Origin of the sequence: Caballeronia sp. NK8 (assembly GCF_018408855.1) — a bacterium.
Classification (GTDB): Bacteria; Pseudomonadota; Gammaproteobacteria; order Burkholderiales; family Burkholderiaceae; genus Caballeronia.
Map to the genome: position 1 here is coordinate 58,531 of NZ_AP024323.1, position 21,144 is coordinate 79,674.

The 21,144-nt window shown below is 64.2% G+C and carries 14 protein-coding genes; 8 read left to right on the plus strand and 6 right to left on the minus strand.

Going from position 1 to position 21,144, the window contains the following annotated elements; genetic code table 11:
• Window positions 1–674: 674 nt before the first annotated feature.
• The gene (purU, locus tag NK8_RS14915; RefSeq protein ID WP_213229659.1) at window positions 675–1,550 is read right to left on the minus strand and encodes a formyltetrahydrofolate deformylase; all 876 of its coding nucleotides are present in this window, start codon (window positions 1,548–1,550) and stop codon (window positions 675–677) included.
• A 119-nt stretch (window positions 1,551–1,669) separates the two neighbouring features.
• Window positions 1,670–2,581 carry a LysR family transcriptional regulator gene (locus tag NK8_RS14920; RefSeq protein ID WP_213229661.1) on the minus strand — a complete coding sequence of 304 codons (912 nt, stop codon included), beginning with the start codon at window positions 2,579–2,581 and terminating at the stop codon, window positions 1,670–1,672.
• Between the two features lie 108 nt (window positions 2,582–2,689).
• Between NK8_RS14920 and betC the strand changes: the two genes are divergently transcribed.
• Both betC and NK8_RS14930 read left to right on the plus strand, forming a co-directional pair.
• Entirely contained in the window at window positions 2,690–4,225 is a 1,536-nt protein-coding gene (betC, locus tag NK8_RS14925) for a choline-sulfatase (RefSeq protein ID WP_213229663.1), read from the plus strand.
• Between the two features lie 44 nt (window positions 4,226–4,269).
• Complete coding sequence (locus NK8_RS14930) at window positions 4,270–5,217, plus strand: choline ABC transporter substrate-binding protein (protein ID WP_213229665.1); 948 nt, start codon at window positions 4,270–4,272, stop codon at window positions 5,215–5,217.
• A 4-nt stretch (window positions 5,218–5,221) separates the two neighbouring features.
• Here the strand turns inward: NK8_RS14930 and NK8_RS14935 are convergent, their stop codons facing one another.
• On the minus strand, window positions 5,222–6,244 hold the full coding sequence (locus tag NK8_RS14935; RefSeq protein ID WP_225936304.1) for a glycosyltransferase family 2 protein: 1,023 nt from the start codon (window positions 6,242–6,244) through the stop codon (window positions 5,222–5,224).
• Window positions 6,245–6,590: 346 nt separating this feature from the next.
• On the opposite strand from NK8_RS14935, the gene NK8_RS14940 reads away from it, so the two are divergent.
• Complete coding sequence (locus tag NK8_RS14940) at window positions 6,591–7,739, plus strand: porin (protein ID WP_162066938.1); 1,149 nt, start codon at window positions 6,591–6,593, stop codon at window positions 7,737–7,739.
• A gap of 692 nt (window positions 7,740–8,431) precedes the next feature.
• Here NK8_RS14940 and NK8_RS14945 read toward each other — a convergent pair.
• Window positions 8,432–9,409 carry a GlxA family transcriptional regulator gene (locus NK8_RS14945; protein ID WP_213229667.1) on the minus strand — a complete coding sequence of 326 codons (978 nt, stop codon included), beginning with the start codon at window positions 9,407–9,409 and terminating at the stop codon, window positions 8,432–8,434.
• A gap of 119 nt (window positions 9,410–9,528) precedes the next feature.
• Window positions 9,529–12,597 carry an acetoacetate--CoA ligase gene (locus NK8_RS14950; RefSeq protein WP_213229669.1) on the minus strand — a complete coding sequence of 1,023 codons (3,069 nt, stop codon included), beginning with the start codon at window positions 12,595–12,597 and terminating at the stop codon, window positions 9,529–9,531.
• Window positions 12,598–13,089: 492 nt separating this feature from the next.
• Here NK8_RS14950 and NK8_RS14955 point away from each other — a divergent pair, with 492 nt between their 5' ends.
• From NK8_RS14955 to NK8_RS14970, 4 genes are all read left to right on the plus strand, one after another.
• Window positions 13,090–14,037 (plus strand): choline ABC transporter substrate-binding protein, encoded by a 948-nt coding sequence (locus tag NK8_RS14955; protein ID WP_162066941.1) that lies wholly within the window; start codon window positions 13,090–13,092, stop codon window positions 14,035–14,037.
• 702 nt (window positions 14,038–14,739) lie between these two features.
• A complete protein-coding gene (locus NK8_RS14960; RefSeq protein WP_213229671.1) occupies window positions 14,740–15,669 on the plus strand; it encodes a 3-keto-5-aminohexanoate cleavage protein in 930 nt (309 codons plus the stop codon).
• A gap of 20 nt (window positions 15,670–15,689) precedes the next feature.
• Window positions 15,690–16,637, plus strand: coding sequence for an L-carnitine dehydrogenase (locus tag NK8_RS14965; protein WP_213229673.1), 948 nt, complete (start codon window positions 15,690–15,692; stop codon window positions 16,635–16,637).
• Between the two features lie 10 nt (window positions 16,638–16,647).
• Window positions 16,648–17,130: a thioesterase family protein gene (locus tag NK8_RS14970; RefSeq protein ID WP_162066944.1), complete on the plus strand. Its 483-nt coding sequence runs from the start codon at window positions 16,648–16,650 to the stop codon at window positions 17,128–17,130.
• Here the strand turns inward: NK8_RS14970 and NK8_RS14975 are convergent.
• Window positions 17,070–19,307, minus strand: coding sequence for a cation-translocating P-type ATPase (locus NK8_RS14975; RefSeq protein ID WP_225936305.1), 2,238 nt, complete (start codon window positions 19,305–19,307; stop codon window positions 17,070–17,072). The two genes, NK8_RS14970 and NK8_RS14975, sit on opposite strands and share 61 nt — an antisense overlap.
• 355 nt (window positions 19,308–19,662) lie before the next feature.
• Here NK8_RS14975 and NK8_RS14980 point away from each other — a divergent pair, with 355 nt between their 5' ends.
• Complete coding sequence (locus NK8_RS14980; protein ID WP_213229675.1) at window positions 19,663–21,123, plus strand: DUF1254 domain-containing protein; 1,461 nt, start codon at window positions 19,663–19,665, stop codon at window positions 21,121–21,123.
• The last annotated feature ends 21 nt before the right edge of the window (window positions 21,124–21,144 follow it).

Genomic DNA, 21,144 nt, shown 5'->3' on the forward strand with positions numbered 1-21,144 from the left:
CTCCTTGCGGCGCTTTTTTTTGGTTTGTCGCTGGATCCCGTTGTCGCGTCGGTTTATTAGCGTTGCCCCTGTGCGGGGCGGCAGTCACTTTCTTTGCTGCTGCAAAGAAAGTAACCAAAGAAAGCAGCTTGAGCCGCCCGCGGTCACACGCAATTTGGGCATTCTTCTCCTCGCTCGTGGCGTCTGTAGCGAGTGCCCTCGTAGGCCTAACCGGGCTTGGACCGCGCACGGTCTGTCACACCGCGCCGCTCGCGTGGCTGGTTCAGCACGAAATGGCTCCGTCCCGCTGCGCGGCCGACCGGTCCATCGGGACTGCGTGTGCTTCTGCGTTTCTCTTTTCTCGTTGGTTTCCCTCGCCTACCCGACGGCAGCGCGAAGCGCTGTGCCGAAGCTATTTCGTGCTGAACCAGTGCGCTTAAGCAACTAGCTAGTCAGACCGTGCGCGGTCCAAGCCCGAGGTGGCCTACGAGGGCACTCGCTACGGAGGCCACGAACAACGAGAAGAACACCCAAATTGCGTGTGACCGCGGGCGTCTCGAGCTGCTTTCTTTGCCTACTTTCTTTGCAGCAGCAAAGAAAGTAGGTGCCGCCCCGCACAGGGGCAACGTTAATAGACCGACACGAAACCGGGATCCGGCGACAAACCCAAGCGAAAGCAAAAAAACCAAAAACCCTCAACCCAAAACCACAGTCCGCTCACCATTAATAAAAACCCGCCGCTCGATAAAAGCCTTCACAGCCCGCGCCAGCGTAATGCATTCGACATCACGCCCGGTGGCAAGCAGCCTCTCAGGCCCATAAGAATGGTCGACCCGCTCGACCTCCTGCTCGATGATTGGCCCTTCATCGAGATCATCGGTAACGAAATGCGCCGTCGCGCCAATGAGCTTGACGCCCCGCGTATGCGCCTGATGATAAGGCTTCGCCCCCTTGAACCCCGGCAGGAACGAATGATGAATATTGATTGCCCGCCCGGCGAGCGCGCGGCTCGTCTCTCCCGAAAGAATCTGCATATAACGCGCAAGCACCATCAATTCAGCGCCTGAAGTCTCGAACAGATCGAGCAAACGCGCCTCCTGCTGAGGCTTGGTATCCGCGGTAATCGGAAGATGATGAAACGGCAGGCCATGCTGCGCAGCCAGGTGCGCCAGGTCCGTATGATTCGACCCGATCCCGACGATATCCATCTTCAACTCGCCCATGCGCCAGCGGAACAACAGATCGGCGAGACAATGCTCCAGCTTCGATACCATGATGAGCACTTTCGGCCGCACGGCGAGATCGTGCATCGCCCATGACATCGAGAAGCGCCCGGCGATCGGCTCGAATTCGCGCTTCAGCATCGCGAGATCGAGCGCCTCTTCAGGCCGCGCGCCATGAAAGACGCAGCGCACGAAGAAGCGTTCGCTCAAATCGTCGTCGAACACGGTGAGTTCGTCGATATAGCCGTGATGCCGCTCCAGAAAGCCGACGATGGCGGCGACCTGCCCCGCCGCGCTCGGGCACGAGACGGTAAGCACCAGTTGATCAAAGCGGGATTCGGCTGCCATGCGTGCTCCACATTCGTATGGTCGCAGCGCCGCGGTATGCGGCGAGCGTGCACGCTAGTAGAGCAAACGCAAGCACACTCCGGATAGAAGCGAACCGCCGCGCAGATAGTACGAAAGCGTCAGCCGGTGACGTCGCATTCGTCGAGCAGCCACTCGCTGAACGCCCGCACGGCGGCGGTCGGCTCGCGCGCCGTGACCAGCACGTAGCCGCGATCGGTGACGAGCGGCGCGTCGCAGAGCGCGACGAGCTGGCCTGTCGCGATCAGTTCGTCGATGAGCGGCGCCCAGCCGAGCGCGACGCCCTGGCCCATCACCGCCGCGTGGGCGACCAGCGCGTAGCTGTTGAAGGTGAAGCCGCCCTGTGTCGGCGGCGCGGCAAGGCCGTGCGCCTCGAACCATGCGCTCCACGAAAGCCAGCGTTCGGGAAGTGTCGGTTCCAGGTGCAGCAGCGGCAGCCCGGCCAGATCGGCGGGAGAGACGGGCGCGCTTCTGCCCGCGATCAGCGCGGGGCTGCATACCGGCATCACGCGCTCGGGAAAGAGCTTCACGGCGCTCCTGTTGCCCCATTCGGTCTGTGTATCGCCGAACACGATGACGACGTCCGCATGATCGCCCGATGCGCTCGGCAGGCTCTGCGACGTGATGATCTTCACGTCGACATCGGGCATCAGCGCCTTGAATTGCGGCAGGCGCGGCATCAGCCAGTAGGTGGCGAAGCCGAAGTCCGTCGAGAGCGTGAGCGTGCGCTGCGCATGACGCGAGCGGATGTCGGACGTAGCCGCGCGTATGACGTCGAGGCCGCGCCGCACGGCATCGAAGAGACGCGCGCCGTCTTCGGTGAGCGTGACGCCGCGATGCCCGCGCTCGAACAGCGCCGCGCCGAGCGATTCCTCCAGTTGCACGACGCGCTGGCTCACGGCGGGCTGCGTCGAGCCGAGTTCGCGCGCCGCGGCCGTGAAGCTCGCGAGACGCGCGGCGGATTCGAACATCAGTAGCGCCTGCATCGGTGGCAGGCGATCCGGCCGCGGCATAAGTGCTCCTTATATGCACATAACGAATTGCCATCTTCACAGCCGTTATCTGAACGGCAATAGTGAGACTGAACGCTCAAACAAAGATTCTATTCGAGGCACGCATTCATGCTTGAGACGAAACCAAATATCCTTGTGCTGATGGCCGATCAGCTCACGCCCTTCGCGCTGTCCGCATACGGCAACCGCGTGACGAAGACGCCGCGCATCGATGCGCTCGCACGAGAAGGCGTCGTGTTCGAATCCGCGTATTGCGCAAGCCCGCTATGCGCGCCGTCGCGCTTTTCGCTTCTCGTAGGCAAGCTGCCTTCGAATATCGGCGCATACGACAACGCCGCCGAGTTTCCGTCCGAGACGCTCACGTTCGCGCACTATCTGCGCGCCGAAGGCTATCGCACGATTCTTTCGGGCAAGATGCATTTCTGCGGCGCGGATCAGTTGCACGGCTTCGAGGAGCGTCTCACGACCGATATCTATCCCGCCGATTTCGGCTGGACGCCCGACTGGCAGAATCCCGATGCGCGCCCGACGTGGTATCACAACATGAGCTCCGTGATCGACGCTGGCCCGTGCGTGCGAACCAATCAACTCGACTTCGATGACGAAGTGACCTTCACGGCGCGTCAGAAGCTCTTCGATATCGCGCGCGAGCGCAACGCGGGCAGAGACGCGCGGCGGTTCATGATGGTCGCGTCCCTCACGCATCCGCACGATCCGTACGCGATTCCGCGCAAGTACTGGGACATGTATCGCGATGAGGATATCGACATGCCTTCGTATCGCGATTCGCTCGATGCATGCGATCCCCATTCCAAGCGTCTGCGTCACGTGTACGAAGCGGACCGCACGCCGCCGACCGAGCGGCAGATCCGCAACGCGCGGCGCGCCTATTACGGCGCGGTGTCCTATGTCGACGATCAGTTCGCCGCGATCCTCGAAGCGCTCGAACAGGCGGGCCTCGCCGACGATACGATCATCGTCGTCACGTCCGATCATGGCGAGATGCTCGGCGAGCGCGGCCTCTGGTACAAGATGACGTTTTTCGAAGGCGGCTGCCGCGTGCCGCTGATCGTGCATGCGCCGAAGCAGTTTCGCGCGCATCGCGTGGCGGACTCGGTCTCGCATCTCGACGTGCTGCCGACGCTCGTCGAATTCGCGCGCGGAGAAGCGCCGCAATCATGGCCCGATAGCATCGACGGTCGAAGCCTCGTGCCGCATCTACGCGAGACCGGCGGCCATGACGAAGCGATCGGCGAATATCTCGCGGAAGGCGCGATCGCGCCCATCGTGATGATCCGGCGTGGACGTTTCAAGTTCATTCACACGCGCGTCGATCCCGATCAGCTCTATGACGTCGAGGCCGATCCTTTTGAGCGCGTGAATCTCGCGAGTGACCAGCGTCATGCATCGCGCGTGGCCGAATTCCGCGCCGAAGTCGCGCGCCGCTGGAATCTCGACGCGCTGCATCAGGAGGTGCTGAAGAGCCAGCAGCGCCGTCATTTCCACTTCGCGGCGACGACGCGCGGCACGATTCAATCATGGGACTGGCAGCCGCATGTCGATGCGAGCCAGCGCTACATGCGCAATCACATCGATCTGGACGATCTCGAAGCGATGGCGCGTTTTCCCGCCGTCGAGCACTGAGGACGCGATCCGCACCATCACCCCACATTCGACAGGAACGCACCATGAAAAAGGGCTTCATCCATGCGCTCGTCGCCGCCGCGCTCGGCATCGTGACGTCTCACGCGTCGTCCGCGGAGCCGCAGTCCTGCACTCAGGTGCACATGGCCGGGCCCGGCTGGACCGATATCGACGCGACCAATGCAATGAGCGGCATCGTGCTCAAGGCGCTCGGCTACCGGCAGAACGTCGCGAACCTGTCGGTGCCGATCACGTATCAGGGCATGAAGAAAGGGCAGATCGACGTCTTTCTCGGCAACTGGATGCCTGCGCAGGCGCCGCTCGTGAAGCCGTTCTTCGAGGAGAAATCGATCGACGTGGTGCGCCCGAATCTATCCAACGCGAAGTTCACGCTTGCCGTGCCGGACTATGTGGCGGCCGCCGGCGTGCATTCGTTCGCAGACCTCGCGAAGAACGCCGACAAGTTCGATCACCGCATCTATGGCATCGAGCCGGGCGCGCCCGCGAATCAGAACATCAAGCGCATGGTCGACGACAAGTCATTCGGCCTGGGCGACTGGAAAGTGGTCGAATCGAGCGAGACCGCGATGCTTACGCAAGTGGATCGCGCGGTGCGCGAGAAGAAGTGGATCGTGTTTCTCGGCTGGGAGCCGCATGTGATGAACACGAAGTTCAAGCTCGCCTATCTCGATGGCGGCGACCGGTACTTCGGCGCGAATATTGGCGGCGCGACGGTCAACACGGTGGCGCGCAGCGGCTACGAGCAGCAATGCCCGAATGTCGCGCGCCTGTTCAGGCAGATGGCGTTCAACGTCGATCTGGAAAACGGCGTGATCACCGAGGTGCTGGAAAAGAAGGCCCACGTCGACGCAGCCGCGACGGATGCGCTCAAGCGCCATCCGGAACTGCTGAAATCCTGGCTCGACGGCGTGAGCACGGCGAGCGGCGGCAACGGCCTGGAAGCCGTTCAGACCGCGCTCGGCGTGAAGTGAAGGGTTAGAGGCCGAGGCGGTCGATGACCGCGCGGGTGGCCGGAGAAACGAAGTGGCGGATGGCCTCGACGTGAGACTTGTTGAGGAGTGCGTGATCGCGATAGACGCCTACCGCTTTGGCCAGGCGTTCGAGCACGATGTTATGCACGATGGATACGTCCTGGCCGAAATCCCGCGCCTGAGTGGAGACGAGCCTGTCGATCGCGCGAATCATGTCGAGCAGGCCTTCGGTATGAGGTGCATAGATGTGCAGGAACGCGGCGACGATGAGATCGATGTCGCGCGGCTCGAGGCCGGGATACCACAGACTGAGAAGGCGACCGCGGGCGGCCTGGAGACAGTCGCGCGCGACGTCATGCCGGCTGTTGGTCAGGCTCGCACGATGAGACCGGTGTTCGGTGAGCACCTCGTCGACATTCGAGAGCCGGCCGCCGGCCGCCATGATCGCGGCGAGATAGTCGAGGTCTTCGGCGCTGGCCGAGCGATCGTCGAAGCGAATGTGGTGTTCCCGAATGAACGAGCGCCGGACCATCAGCGTGCCGCCGCTGATCGTGTTCAGGCCATCGAGAAGGTGCGCCTTGATGTCCGCGTCGCCCAGTGAGCAATGCGCAATGCCCTCGGGGACATCGCCGAACACTAGGGCGTGTGATCCGGCCGCCGCCAGACGATCGCAGTCTCTGAATGCTTCGACCTGGGCGGCAAGCCTCGCAGGGAGCGCGCGGTCGTCGGCGTCGAGGCGTGCGATGAACTCGCCTTGCGCCGCATCGAAACCCGCGTTCGACGCGACGCTGACACCCTCGTTCCGGTCGAAGCGGATGAGGCGGATGCGCTGGTCGTCGCCGGCGGCGTGACGGGCGGCGGACATGGTCTGATCGGTCGAGCCATCGTCCACGACGATGAGCTGCCAGTCTTCGAGCGTTTGCTGCTGAATGGAGGCAATCGCTTCGCCGATGAAGCGTTCCGCATTGAAGGCGGGAATCACGACAGAGACGAGGGGCGGTGATTTCAGGGCGTTTTCAGGCGTCATGGAGCGGTGGGCGATGCGAGACGAAGGGGTGCGGTTTTTTTACAGATTCCGAAGTATGCGGAGCAGCGTCCAACGGGCATATCGGGCATATCTGAATTCGCAGTCGCTCGATTGACGCGCAACGCTCAGTTGCATGAGTCGCAACTGGACAGATTTGCGTCGCAACAGGTCGAGCCGCGACATATATGGAACCTTATTTTTATAACCTCGACACGACGAGTCGCTTCGTCGCGTAGCAGATCAGTTCCCGGCAACGTCAGCTTGTCTATGCCTTCACGCCATGCGCGCGGGCAGGGCAGCGCTTTTTCCAACGCAACATCCATCAAGACGAGCAAAGGACCAGCACATGAGAAAAGGACATGCCGCGAAGATCGCAGGGCTCGCGTTCACGGCGGGTGCGGCGAGCGTGCCTGTGGCGGCGCATGCGCAAAGCAGCGTGACGCTCTACGGCATCCTCGATGCGGGCATCACCTGGGTGAGCAACACCGGCGGCTCGCACGTGGTGAAGTTCGACGACGGCATTTCCTACGGCAACCGCATCGGCTTTCGTGGCGTCGAGGATCTGGGCGGCGGGCTGCAGGCGATCTTCGTGCTGGAGTCGGGCTTTCATCTCGGCAATGGCCAGTACGCGTTCGGCGGCGCCGAGTTCGGCCGGCAGGCATATGTGGGCCTGAAGAACCAGTGGGGCACGGTGTCGCTCGGTAATCAGCTCGACATGACCGAGGAGTTCGTCTATCTCTACAACATCTCGGCCTGGGCGAGCGGCTATGCGATTCACCAGGGCGACTTCGACCGCATGAACGGCGATCGCCTGCCGAACTCGATCAAGTTCCTGTCGAACGACTTCGGCGGCTTCACGTTCGGCGGGATGTATTCGTTCGGCAATCAGGCGGGCGACTTCCATCGCAACAGCGCGTGGAGCGTGGGCGCGCACTATGCGGCGAGCACCTTCAATGTCGGCGCGGCCTATACGCAACTGAACAACCCCAACGGCATCTATGCGTTCGATCCCTACGCGATGATCGGCGCGCGCACCTTCCTCGGCCAGCCGACCGTATCCGTCGATCCCGCGACCGGCGCGGTTACGGATCTCTACAGTGCGAACGCGTTTCCCGTCGACAAACAGGGCGCATTTGCAGTGGGCGCGGCGTGGACCATCGGCAAGCTGATGTTGTCGGGCAACTTCACCTACACGACGATCAAGGGACTTGGGCAGACCTCGCACATGCAGGTGTATGAAGCCGGTGCGTCGTATAGCTTCATGCCCGATCTGAGCCTGTACGGCGGCTATCAGCACACGCGCTTCGAAGGCAATCACTGGAATCAGGGGTCGCTTGGTTTGCACTATCTGCTTTCGAAGCGTACGGATGTGTATGTGTCTGGCGACTATCTGCGTGCGTCGGGGCCCATCGATGCGGTGATCGGTTATAGCTTTACGCCTTCGTCGTCGAATACTCAGGCCGATGTGCGTATCGGCATGCGTCATTCGTTCTAGAGCGTGGTGGGAATTGTCGTTTAGGAATGTATAGGGGATTGGCGAAATTACCTGATACGCTTCGGGGTTTTCGCCGGATCCCGTATTCGTGTCGGTTTATTGGCGTTGCCCCTGTGCGGGGCGGCAGTCACTTTCTTTGCTGCTGCAAAGAAAGTAACCAAAGAAAGCAGCTCGAGACGCCCGCGGTCACACGCAATTTGGGTGTTCTTCTCGTCGCTCGTGGCCTCTGTAGCGAGTGCCCTCGTAGGCCTAACCGGGCTTGGACCGCGCACGGTCCGACAAGCTAGTCGTTTGAGCGCGCTGGTTCAGCACGAAACAGTTTCGGCACAGCGCTACGCGCTGCCGTTGGGTCTGCAAGGGAAACCATCGGTATGGATACCTTGGTAATGAAGCACACGCAAACCCGATGGACCGGTCGGCCGCGAAGCGGGTCGGAGCCGTTTTGTGCTGAACCAGCCACGCGCGCAGCGCGATGTGACAGACCGTGCGCGGTCCAAGCCCGGTTAGGCCTACGAGGGCACTCGCTACTGCTGTGCCAAGACCGATCGCCTGTGCCGGGGCCGGCCTGAAGTACTTTGGATGGGGAAAGCTGTTTCTTTGGTTACTTTCTTTGCAGCAGCAAAGAAAGTGACTGCCGCCCCGCACAGGGGCAACGCTAATAAACCGACACGCCAACGGGACCCGGCGACAAACTAGGCCGCCGCGAGCCCAGCGGCAGCGACGCCACGCAATGCGCTGCGATCCTGCCGCGGACTCGTGTTGAAGCGCACACGATACGTGCGCGAGAAATGCGACGGCGATTCGAACCCGCAAGCAACGCATACCGCAAGGATCGACATATCCGTCTGCTGCAACAGCTCGCGCGCCCGCGCGAGCCGAAGCCCAAGATAGAAATGCGTCGGCGTGTCCTTCATCGACGCGCAGAAAAGCCGCTCCAGTTGCCGCCGCGTCACGCCGATCGATTCGGCGAGCGCATCCGGCGACAGCGGCTCTTCCATGTTCTGCTCCATCAGCTCGATCACCTGGATCAGCTTGCGGTTGTGGATGCCGTAGCGCGCCGCGATCTGCAGCCGTTGATGATCCGAGCGCTGCCTGATGCGCCCCAGCACGAACTGCTCCGACACCTGCGCCGCGAGGCTCGCGCCATGCTCGCGCGCGATCAGGTCGAGCATCAGATCGATCGACGCCGTGCCGCCCGCGCACGTGATGCGACGCGTGTCGATCTCGAAGAGTTCCTGACTCGTCTCGATGGCCGGATAACGCTCAGTGAACGCAGCGGCCGCTTCCCAATGCAGCGTCGCGCGCCTGCCCGCGAGCAGGCCGGCTTCCGCGAGGATGAAGCTGCCCGTGTCGATGCCGCCGAGCGTCGCGCCCGCGCGATCGAGACGCTTCAGCCAGTCGCCGATCGCGCGCGTGTAGTCGGAGAGCGGCTCGAAGCCCGACACGACGAACACGGTGCGCGCATCGCTCACCTGATCGAATGCGCCTTCGGCATTGAGCGTGATGCCGTTGCTCGCGGCGACCGGCCCGCCGTCGACGGACAGGATATGCCAGCGATACAGATCGCCCGCGAAGCGATTGGCGACTCGCAAAGGTTCGATCGCGGACATGAAGCCGATCGACGAGAATTCGGGCAGCAACAGGAAGTGAAAATGGTGGGGAGTGGACATCGGATCGATCGATAAAGACAGGTCGATTGGCAAGCCGTCCACGCTAGCAAGGGCAATAAACGCGCGCAATCCGGCGCGCCCCGTAGGGCGAGCCGGACCGGATGCGAAAGAACGTGCGTTCAGGCGCTCGACAGTTCGTTCGTGAGCGTCTGCGCGACTGCGGCGAGATGCGGTTCGACGACCAGATCCGTGTGCTTGCCATCGACCTGCATGATGCGCAAGCCGTGCTTGGCGACGCGTTGCCAGACCGGCAGCGGATCGCTGCGCGAGTTGTCGAGCAGGCTCGCGCGCACATAGACGATCGGGCCGCCTTCATAGCGGCGCGGCCGGTAGGTCGTCATCGCCACGCGCATCGATTCGCGCACGCGCTGGAGCACGGGCGGCATGCCGATTGCATCGGGCGCGGGCGTGTGCGCCTGCTTGCCCATCCGCATCCGCACGCGGTCGGTGATCACGGCCGCCTTGCCGCGCATGTAGCCGAAGCGCTCGCCCGCTTCGAGCGAACGCAATTCGCGCAGACGTTCGACGATCACGGCCGCTTGATAGCGCGTCCACTGCGATAAGGGCAGGCAGCCCGTGTGAACGTAGGTATCGAGCAGGCAGAGCATCTCGATCTTTTCGCCCGCCGCGACGAGCTGCTGCGCGATCTCGAACGCGATCAGACCGCCGAACGAATAACCGACGAGCGCATACGGCCCGCTCGGCTGCACTTCGCGCATGCGCAGCACGTAGCCCCGCGCCATCTCTTCGACGCTGTGCTGCGGCACTTCATCGCCGTCGAGGCCCAGCGCCTGCAAGCCATAGACGGGCCGCTCGTTCTGCAGCATGCCCGCGAGCGTCAGGCACTCCATCACCGAGCCGGTGATGCTGTGCACCATGAAAAGCGGCCGGCCGCTGCCCGCGCGCATCTGCACGAGCGTGGAGTTGCCGGCACGCGTGTCCGGATCGGCGGCGAGGACCGCGGCGAGCCGCGCGATGGTGGGCGCGAGGATCATCGTCGAGAGCGGCAGCGTGCGGCCGGTCGCGCGCTGCACGTCGGTGAGCATGCGCGCGGCGAGCAGCGAATGGCCGCCCAGCTCGAAGAAATTGTCGTCGCGGCCGATCGGCGAGAAGCTGAAATGCTGCTCCCACAGCGCGCACAGATACGCTTCGATCGCCTCGACCGATTCGCCCGGCGCGGGCAGTTCGCGCTTCACGCGCGTGAGCGACGGATGCTCGCGAATCTGATCGAGACACTCGGGATTCGCGAGCGACGACACGTTGCGCGCGGGCAGACCGTTGACCGCGTCGCGCGCGGCGGCTTCCGATGGCTTGTTGTTGTGCGTGACCGGCAGACCGGCGACCTGCACGATCACGTCCGGCACGAGCGCGGCCGAGCCCTGGCGCGTGAGATCGCGGCGCACATGTGCGGCAAGCGCCGCATTCAGTTGCGCGCCGGGCCGCAGCACGAGCAGCAGCACGATGCGCTGGCCCGCATCGCCCGCGTTCGCGCCGGTCTGCGGCACGACCATCGCGTGACGAATCTCGGCAATGCCGCTCAGGATGCGATAGATCTCGCCCGGGCTCACGTTGATGCCGCGCACGTTCAGCACGCCGTCGCTGCGGCCGTGCAGCCGCGCGGAACCCTGCGGCGAGAACTCGATGACATCGCCGTGCGTCCACACGCCTTCGTTCGCGGCGAAGTAGGCCTTGTGAAAGCGCGAGCCGTCATCGTCGCCGAAGAAGCCGAGCGGGCGCGACGGGAACGGATTCGTGCAGACGAGCTCGCCCGGCATGATCGTGCTCGCGCCCTGATCGAACGCCTGCACGTCGAGGCCGAGGCTCCTGCATTGCGCTTCGCCCGCATAGACGGGCAGGTTCGGGTTGCCGAGCACGAAGCAGCCGATGATGTCCGTGCCGCCCGAGATCGATTGCAACTGCAATGGCTTCACATGCTCGTAGACCCACTGGAACTGCGAGTCGTAGAGCACGGCGCCGGTGGACATCATCGCCCGCAGCGCGGACAGATCGACCTGCGCACCCGGTTCGATGCCCGCGTCCTCGCTCATCTTGAGATAGGCGGGACTCGTGCCGAACACGGTCACGTGCTCCTTCGCGATGAGACGCCAAAGCGTGTCGACGGCCGAGACCGGGCCGTCATAGGTGACGATCTCGACGCCCGATGCGAGCACCGACATCTGCCAGTTCCACATCATCCACGAGCAGCTCGTGTGGAAGAACAGCTTGTCGCCGGGGCCGAAGTCGCTGTGCAGGCGATGTTCCTTCACGTGTTCGAGCAGCGTGCCGCCCGCGCCGTGCACGATACATTTCGGCTTGCCCGTCGTGCCCGACGAAAACATGATGAAGAGCGGATGATTGAACGGGAAGCGCTTCCACGAGAAGCGCATCGCGTCGCCGCGCACGATCAGCGAGTGCAACTCGTGCTGGCGCTGCGTCACCGAACTGGGCAGATCCGTCTCGTCGAGACAGACGATGTCGGTCAGCGTCGGCAGCTGCGCGGCCACCGCGGCGACGTGCCCCGAGATCGAGCCGCCCGTGTCGAACGGACGCTGCATCGTATGCGCGAACATCATCTTCGGGTCGAGCGGCGCGAAGCGGTCGAGAATCGCCTGCACGCCGTTTTCCGGCGCGGCGGTGGACAGCGTGGCGCCGAGCGCGGTCACGGCGAGCGCGACGGTGATCGCGTCGCCGTCGTTGCGCATGATCGCGACCACGCGGTCGCCTTCTTTAAGGCCCAGCTCGGAAAGCGTCTGCGCGAGCCGCACGACGCGCTCGCGCAGCTCACCGCGCGTATAGGCGATGCGCCGGCCGTCGGCATAGCACGAGGTGAGCGCGGGCGCGTCGTCGGGAGCGATGCGTTTGCCGAGCAGATTCTCGGCGTAATTCAATTCGACGTTCGGAAAAAATCTGGCCGTTTCGCATTGATTGCCGATGCAAACCGGCTCATCCGAACCCGACCATTCGAGACCGCGCGCCGATTCGAGAAAGCATTTCCAGAATTGCCGGTATTCACGCGCCGCGTAGGCGTGCAATTGGGAATAGTCAGCGAAATGTTCGCCAGTTGCTTTCTCGAAGGCCTGTGCGAAGGCCGTCATGCGCGATGCTGAAATCTGTTCGGTGGACGGCTGAAATAGCGGTTCGCGCGCATACAGCCGCGCATTCTCTCGGATGGCGTCTTGACGGTCCATGTCCCAGGCACCTTTGATTGGACGACGTGATTTAAATAGCTATGTGCTCGACGGCGATCGCAGGAAATTGCTCCATTTCCTCTGCCGCAGGCGTCGGAGACCAGCCTAACCCCTCATGTCGAATGTACCCCGCCGGAAATCCTTCCAATGTGCGCGCAACCACAGAGGTTGTGGCGTTCCGGCACAGTTTGACCTTGCAAATGGGCGCTAAAGCATGTTTCGGATACCGAAAGGCGGCAATTACTACGCTTTCTGGCGGGTTTGTTCATCTCAATTCGCGTTTACGCTATGGCGAAAGATCTTGGAATATAGGCTGAAAAGAGATAGTCCGAGGCGCGAACGTGCGTGCGTGAATGCGTCCGGTCGGGAGGTCGCAGGCAGTCAAGTCACGGTCGCAAGCGGGCGTTCGGGCGGCTTTATGCGGCGGTACTTTGTACCCCATGCCGGCACGCGAACCGGCGCATCGATTGAACCCTCACCGGAAGGCTCGACATGAGACAACACCTGATCTGCACGCTGCTTGCCGTTACCTGTTCCGCATTCGCCGTTGCGCCGGGCGCGCAGGCGGAAGACGCGAGTTGCCGCACGGTGCGCTTCGTCGACATCGGTTGGACCGACATCACTTCGACGACCGCGCTCGCTTCCGTCGTGTTCGAGGGGCTCGGCTATGCGCCGCGGACCACGGTGGCGTCGGTGCCGATTTCGCTTGCCGGGCTGAAGAGCAAGCAGATCGATGTCTCGCTTGGTTATTGGTGGCCCGTGCAGCAGAAAGCGGTCGAGCCGTTCCTCGAAGCGAAGAGCATTCAGAAGCTGGAACCGCCGAATCTTTCGGGCGCGAAAGCGACGCTCGCCGTGCCCAGCTATGCGTACGATGCGGGCATCAAGACTTTTGCGGACATCGCGAAGCATCGCGACGAACTGGGCGGCACGATCTACGGCATCGAGCCGGGCAGCAGCGCGAACGCCAAGATTCAGAAGATGATCGATTCGAATCAGTTCGGGTTGGGTGGGTTCAAGCTCGTGCAGTCGAGCGAGGCGGGGATGCTGGTCACGGTCGAGCGCGCGATCCGCGAGAAGAAGCCGGTGGTGTTTCTTGGGTGGGAGCCGCATCCGATGAACATTCAGATGAAGATCAACTATCTCTCGGGTGGGGATGAGGTGTTCGGGCCGAACTATGGCGAAGCGCGGGTTTACACCCTGACGAATACGGATTTTCTGGCGCGGTGTCCTAATGCGGGGAAGTTCGTTTCCAATCTGCGATTCACGACTGATCTGGAGAACCGGTTGATGCAGCCGGTGATGAACAAGGAGCGGCCTCAGGAGGCGGCGAAGGCCTATCTCAAGCAGAACCCGCAGGTGTTGGATGCCTGGCTTGCAGGCGTGAAGACGGTTGATGGGAAGGAGGGGTTGACGGCGGTCAGGCAGTATCTCGGGCTTTGAGTTTTGCTTGCGATTGGGGTTTGGGTTTGTCGCCGGATCCCGTGATCGTGTCGGTCTATTAGCGTTGCCCCTGTGCGGGGCGGCACCTACTTTCTTTGCTGCTGCAAAGAAAGTAGGCAAAGAAAGCAGCTCGAGACGCCCGCGGTCATACGCAATTTGGCCACTATTCTCGTCGTTCGTGGGCTCTGTAGCGAGTGCCCTCGTAGGCCTAACCGGGCATGGACCGCGCACGATCTGCCGAGCTAGTCGTTTAAGCGCACTGGTTCAGCACGAAATAGCTTCGGCACAGCGCTTCGCGCTGCCGTCGGGTAGGCGAGGGAAACCAACGAGAAAAGAGAAACGCAGAAGCACACGCGGACCCGAGGGACCGGTCGGCCGCGCAGCGGGACGGAGCCATTTCGTGCTGAACCAGCCACGCGAGCGGCGCGGTGTGACAGACCGTGCGCGGTCCAAGCCCGGTTAGGCCTGTGAGGGCACTCGCTACAGACGCCACGAGCGAGGAGAAGGATACCCAAATTGCGTGTGACCGCGGGCGTATCAGGCTGCTTTCTTTGGTTACTTTCTTTGCAGCAGCAAAGAAAGTGACTGCCACCCCGCACAGGGGCAGTGCTAATAAACCGACACGAAAACGGGATCCAGCGAAAGCAACAAAAAGCGAGCCAGAAACAAAGGAACCCTAACAGAAGGAAAAGGACCAAGACGATGAACTACGAAGTGATAGTAACGTGCGCAGTAACGGGCGCTGGCGACACGACCGGCAAGCACCCCGCCATCCCCACGACTCCAAAGCAGATAGCTCAGGCAGCAATAGAAGCGGCCCGCGCGGGCGCCACCGTCGCCCATTGCCACGTACGCGATCCCAAAACGGGCAGAGGCAGCCGCGATCCCGCGTTGTACCGAGAAGTAGTAGACCGCATCCGCTCCTCCGACACCGACGTGATCGTCAACCTGACCGCCGGCATGGGCGGTGACCTCGAAATTGGCCCGGGCGAAGACCCGATGCGCTTCGGCGCGAACACCGATCTCGTCGGCGGCCTGACGCGTCTCGCCCACGTCGAAGAACTGCTGCCCGAAATCTGCACGCTCGACTGCGGCACGCTCAACTTCGGCGACGGCGACTACATCTACGTTTCGACGCCCGCGCAACTTCGCGCCGGCGCAAAGCGCATCCAGGAACTCGGCGTGAAGCCCGAACTGGAAATCTTCGATACGGGTCATCTGTGGTTCGCCAATCAACTGCTGAAAGAAGGCCTGCTCGATAACCCGCCGCTCTTTCAGTTGTGCATGGGCATCCCATGGGGCGCGCCGCCCGACACCGGCACGATGAAGGCGATGGTCGACAACCTGCCGCCCGGCGCGCACTGGGCGGGCTTCGGCATCGGCCGCATGCAGATGCCGATGGTCGCGCAGGCGATGCTGCTCGGCGGCCACGTGCGCGTCGGTCTCGAAGACAACCTGTGGCTCGATCGCGGCGTGCATGCGACGAACGGCTCGCTCGTGCAACGCGCCGTCGAAATCATCGAGCGACTGGGCGCACGCGCGCTCACGCCCGCCGAAGGACGCAAAAAGCTCGGGCTGCCGCCGCGCGGCGAACGTCCGCTGGAAAAACGCATCGCCGAACAATTCGCCTGAACAGACAAGGACACATCGACATGCAAGTCAAGCAATTCGCCGCGCTCGGCGCGGGTGTGATCGGCAGCGGCTGGGTGGCGCGCGCGCTCGGAGCGGGGCTCGACGTCACCGCGTGGGACCCCGCGCCCGGCGCCGAAGCGCAGTTGCGCGCGAACGTCGCGAATGCGTGGCCGGCGCTCGAGCGCGCCGGTCTGGCGAAAGGCGCGTCGCCGCAGCGGTTGCGCGTCGTATCGACGGTCGAGGAATGCGTCGCCGATGCCGACTTCATCCAGGAAAGCGCGCCCGAACGCGAGGAACTGAAGCTCGCGCTGCACGAACGCGTGAGCCGCGCGGCGAAGCCCGATGCGATCATCGCGTCGTCGACGTCCGGGCTGCTGCCGACCGAGTTCTACGCGCGTGCGGTGAATCCGCAGCGCTGCGTGGTCGGTCATCCGTTCAATCCGGTGTATCTGCTGCCGCTCGTCGAAGTGCTCGGCGGCGAAGCGACTTCGGGCGAAGCGATCGACGCCGCGATGAGCTTCTACGCATCCATCGGCATGCGGCCCTTGCGCGTGCGAAAGGAAGTGCCGGGCTTCATCGCGGACCGCCTGCTCGAAGCGCTGTGGCGCGAGGCGCTGCATCTCGTGAACGACGGCGTCGCGACGACCGGCGAAATCGACGACGCGATCCGCTACGGCGCGGGCATCCGCTGGTCGTTCATGGGCACGTTCCTGACCTACACGCTGGCCGGCGGCGAGGCGGGCATGCGACACTTCATGCAGCAGTTCGGCCCCGCGCTCGAATTGCCGTGGACGAAGCTCGTCGCGCCGAAGCTGACCGACGAACTCATCGACCGCGTGGTCGACGGCACATCACGGCAGACCAACGGGCGCGGCATCAAGGAACTGGAGCGCTATCGCGACGACTGCATCGCGAGCGTGATCGAGGCGATCGCGCAGGCGAAAGCGCGTCACGGCATCGAAGATTAAAGGAACCACGATGATCTATCGCGACACGGTCAAGCCCGAATGGGTCGACTACAACGGCCATCTGCGCGATGCGTTCTACATGCTGATCTACAGCCTCGCGACCGATGCGTTCATGGACCACATCGGTCTCGACGACGCGGGCCGCCGCGCGCGGCAGCGCACGCTCTACACCCTCGAAGCGCACATCAGCTATCTGCGCGAGATCAAGGAGGGCGCGGCGGTGCGCGTGGAAACGCGGGTCGTCGCGCATGACAGGAAGCGCGTCCATCTCTATATGGAGATGTTCGAGGGCGAGACGGCCGAGCCGGTGTCCGCGTGCGAGCAGATGATGATGCACATCGATTCGAGCGGCGCGCCGAAGTCCGCATCGTTCGATGAGGACATCGCCGCGCGCATCGCCGCCGAGCCGGCCATCGCGCTGAAGGACGCGCGTTATGCGGGCCGCGTGATCGGCTTGGCCGGACGCGCTTCGTCGGCCACTGCGCCGGCCTGAGCGCGCCACGTTCTCAGCAGCAACGCGTTGGTCACCACGCTCACGCTGGAGAACGCCATCGCCGCGCCCGCGAACATCGGATCGAGCATGCCGAACGCCGCGAGCGGAATGCCAATCAGGTTGTAGACGAACGCCCAGAACAGGTTCTGCTGAATCTTGCGGTAGGTGCGCCGCGAGATATCGATCGCGTCCGCGACGAGCGCCGGATCGCCGCGCATCAGCGTGAGGCCGGCCGCTTCGATCGCCACGTCGGTGCCGCTCGCCATCGCGATGCCGATATCGGCGGCGGCGAGCGCGGGCGCGTCGTTGATGCCGTCGCCGGCCATCGCGACGATGCCCTTGCCCGACGCCTTCAGTTGCGCGACGACGCGCGCCTTGTCGGCGGGCAGCGTTTGTGCAAACACCAGATCCGACGGAATGCCCAACGCGCGCGCGACGGCCTGCGCGCTGCCCTGATTGTCGCCGGTGACGAGCGCGCTTTTCACGCCCATGCGCGCAAGGCGATCGATGGCGGCGCGTGCGGTCGGCTTGATCGTGTCGCCGAACGCGAGCAGTGCGAGCACGGCGCTATCGAGGTCGATGAGCCAGGAAATCGTATTGCCCTGCGCCTCCAGTTCGCGGGCGCGCGCCGCCAGCGACGAAGGTACGTCGGCGTTCAATTCGGCGATCCAGCGCGCGCTGCCGATCGCGATGCGCCGCGCTCCGACATCCGCCTCCACGCCGCGCCCGGCGACCGCGCGCGCCGCGCTCGCATCGAAACGCGGCGCGTCGTGCGCAGCCGCGACCACCGCCTTCGCCAGCGGATGCTCGCTCATGCGCTGCACGGCGGCGGCGAGCCCGAGCGCTTCGGCACGATCCTGCCCGGGCGCGGCATCGAACGCGACCAGGCTGGGTTTGCCGACGGTCAGCGTGCCGGTCTTGTCGAACGCGACGATCGTAATCGCATGCGCCTGTTCGAGCGCCTGCGCGTCCTTGATGAGAATGCCCTGGCGCGCCGCGACGCCGGTGCCGGCCATGATCGCGGTCGGCGTGGCGAGGCCGAGCGCGCACGGGCACGCGATCACGAGCACTGCGACGGCGTTGAGCAGCGCCGTTTCCGCGTTCGCGCCGTGCCACAGCCAGCCGGCCAGCGTGACGAGCGCGATCGCGAGGATCGCGGGCACGAACACTGCCGACACACGATCCACCAGCCGCTGGATCGGCGCCTTCTCCGCCTGCGCCGATTCGACCAGCCGGATAATGCGCGCGAGCGTCGTTTCCGCGCCGATCGCCGTGGTTTCGATCGCGATCACGCCTTCGCCGTTGATCGAGCCGCCGGTCGCGCGCGCGCCGGGTTCCTTCGCGACGGGCAGGCTTTCGCCCGTGATCAGCGATTCGTCGATATGCGTGCGGCCCTCCCGCACGATGCCGTCGACCGGCACGCGCTCGCCCGGCCGCACGATCGCGATATCGCCGATCCGCACCTCGGCGAGCGGGACTTCGCGATCGCGCGCCGGGTCGTCGCGATCGCGCACGCGCGCCTTGTCCGGGCGCAGCGCATTGAGCGCGCGGATCGCGTCGGTGGTCTGGCGCTTGGCGCGCGCTTCCAGCCACTTGCCGAAGCGCACCAGCGTGATGACGACCGCCGACGCCTCGAAGAACAGATGCTCCGTCATGCCGCCGTGCGCGGCCATCTGCCAGACGGACAGGCCCCACGCCGCCGACGTGCCGAGCGCGACGAGCAGATCCATGTTGCCCGCGAACGCCCGCACCGCGCGATAACCGCCGACATAGAAACGCGCGCCGAAGCCGAACTGCACGACGCTCGCGAGCGCGAGTTGCAGCCACGGGTTCAGCGCGAGGCCGAACATCGGCGCGAGCAGCGGCACGGTGAGCACGGCGGACGCGAACACCGCCGCGAGTTCGCGATCGAATGCGGGCGGCGCGGCGGCGGCGGGGGGCGCTTCAGGCAGAATTGGCGCGGCGTCGTAACCGGCTTTCGCGACGGCGGCGACGAGCTGATCGTCGGTGACGGCGCCGCTCGCGTGGACGGTCGCCTTCTCGGTGGCGAGATTGACCGCGACGCTCTCGACGCCCGGCACGCGCCTGAGCACTTTCTCGACGCGCGCGACGCACGACGCGCAGGTCATGCCAGTCACGGCGAATTCCGCGGTTCTTTGTTGATCGGTTGTGGACATGATGTAACGCTCCAGTCTGGCCGGGATCGCGAAGATCCCCTACGAGACCAGTATCGACCTTCCAGTGATTGGAAGGTCAAGGACGGAATGTACGGCGTCGTGCAATTCTGAAATGCAGCCTGCCGATGCGCCCGGCATACGGCAAGTCACGAAGTGCTTTTGCCCGGCAACTGGTGCATGCTTCGCAACGCCGAAGCGCTTTTGTTCGCTTCGGCTTGCCTGACTTCTTGCCTATCGTCCGCGGATAAGTTAAAACCCGAATTTCGAGATAATGCTCGTGGCGCGCCGCGCGGGGCCTGGATGCGGCGATAATGCGCGCGCGAACCCATCGAAAGAAAACCGGATTCCCATTCGAATGAAGAACAACCGACGCTGGACGTTTGCGCTCAACCCCGTCATCTGGATGAGCGTGAGCCTCGCCGGAATCGCGGTCCTCGCCGGCTGCGCGAGCAAGCCGCCCGAGGCGAAACCGACCAGCACGGGCTGGGTGAAGAACCAGGTCGCCGATGCCTATACGTTCGGCTTTCCGCTCGTCGCCACCGACATCGCGCGTGAGCGGGCGAGCGGCGGCACAGGCCAGGGCCAGGCGCCGCTCAACGCCTTCCGCCACGCGAGCGCGCTGCCGCCCTCGGGCGCGGGCGGCGCGCCGAGCGTCGACACGCTCGAATCGACCGCCTGGCTCGATGTTTCCGCCGATCCCGTGATCGTGTCGCTGCCCGCCGCGCCGCGCGGCCGCTATCTCGACGCCCGCGCGTTCGACGCGTGGACCAACGCGCTCTATTCCAGCGCCGACACGACGCCGTATCCGAAGATGCAACTGATCGCGTTCGTGCCTGCGGGCTGGACCGGCACGCTGCCCGCCAACGCGACGCGGGTGGAAACGCGCACGCGCTACGTGTGGCTCTCGGTGCGCGTGCGCGTGAACGGCCCGAACGACGTGCGCGAGGCACGCAAGCTGCAAACCGCGATGCACATCGACACGCTCACGCCCGCGAAGGGTTCCGTGTCCGATCCGACGCCCGCCGTCGCCAGCGCGTGGCCCGCGGGCGGCGCGAAGCAGCCCGCGGTGCCGCCGTTGCCCGCCGCACTGGCGACGATCGCGCCGGGCGCGCAGGCCGAGGCGCTCGACGCGAACGCGTTCTTCGCGCGCCTCGCCCGTTCGCTCGACGACAATCCCGCCGCCACCGACGACAGCCACGTGATGAGCCAGCTCGCCGATCTCGGCGTCAAGCCCGGCGAGCCGGTGCAGTTCAAAAAGACCGATGCACCGCTGCTCGATGCCGGCCTCGCCGACGCGCACGAGCGGCTCGCGACTGTGCCGCCGAACGCGCTCTCGAAGAACGGCTGGATCTGGTTCGGCGACGGCGTCGGCATCTACGGCACGGATTACACGCTGCGCGCCTATCTCGCGCGCCGGCAGACCGCGACGGGCACGAAGGAAGGCGAAGTGAAGCCCGTGACGCGCGTGGACCGCGACGGCCATGCGTTGAACGGCGCCAACCAGTACACGCTGCATTTCACGGCGGACCAGTTGCCGCCGGTGCGCGGCTTCTGGACGATCACGGCCTACACGAAGGACGGCGCGCTCGCCGACGCAAAGCTGCCGCGCCTGTCGATTTCCGATCGCGACCGGCTCAGGAAGAATCGCGATGGTTCCGTCGACGTGATCGTGTCGGCGAAATCGCCGGGACGCGCGCGCGACGCGAACTGGCTGCCCGCGCCCGAAGGCGAATTCCAGCTCGCGATGCGTCTTTATGCGCCGAGGCCGCAGGCGAGCGACGGCTCGTGGGCGCCGCCGCCTGTCATGCGGCAGTAAACCGGCTGCGCTGACACAATC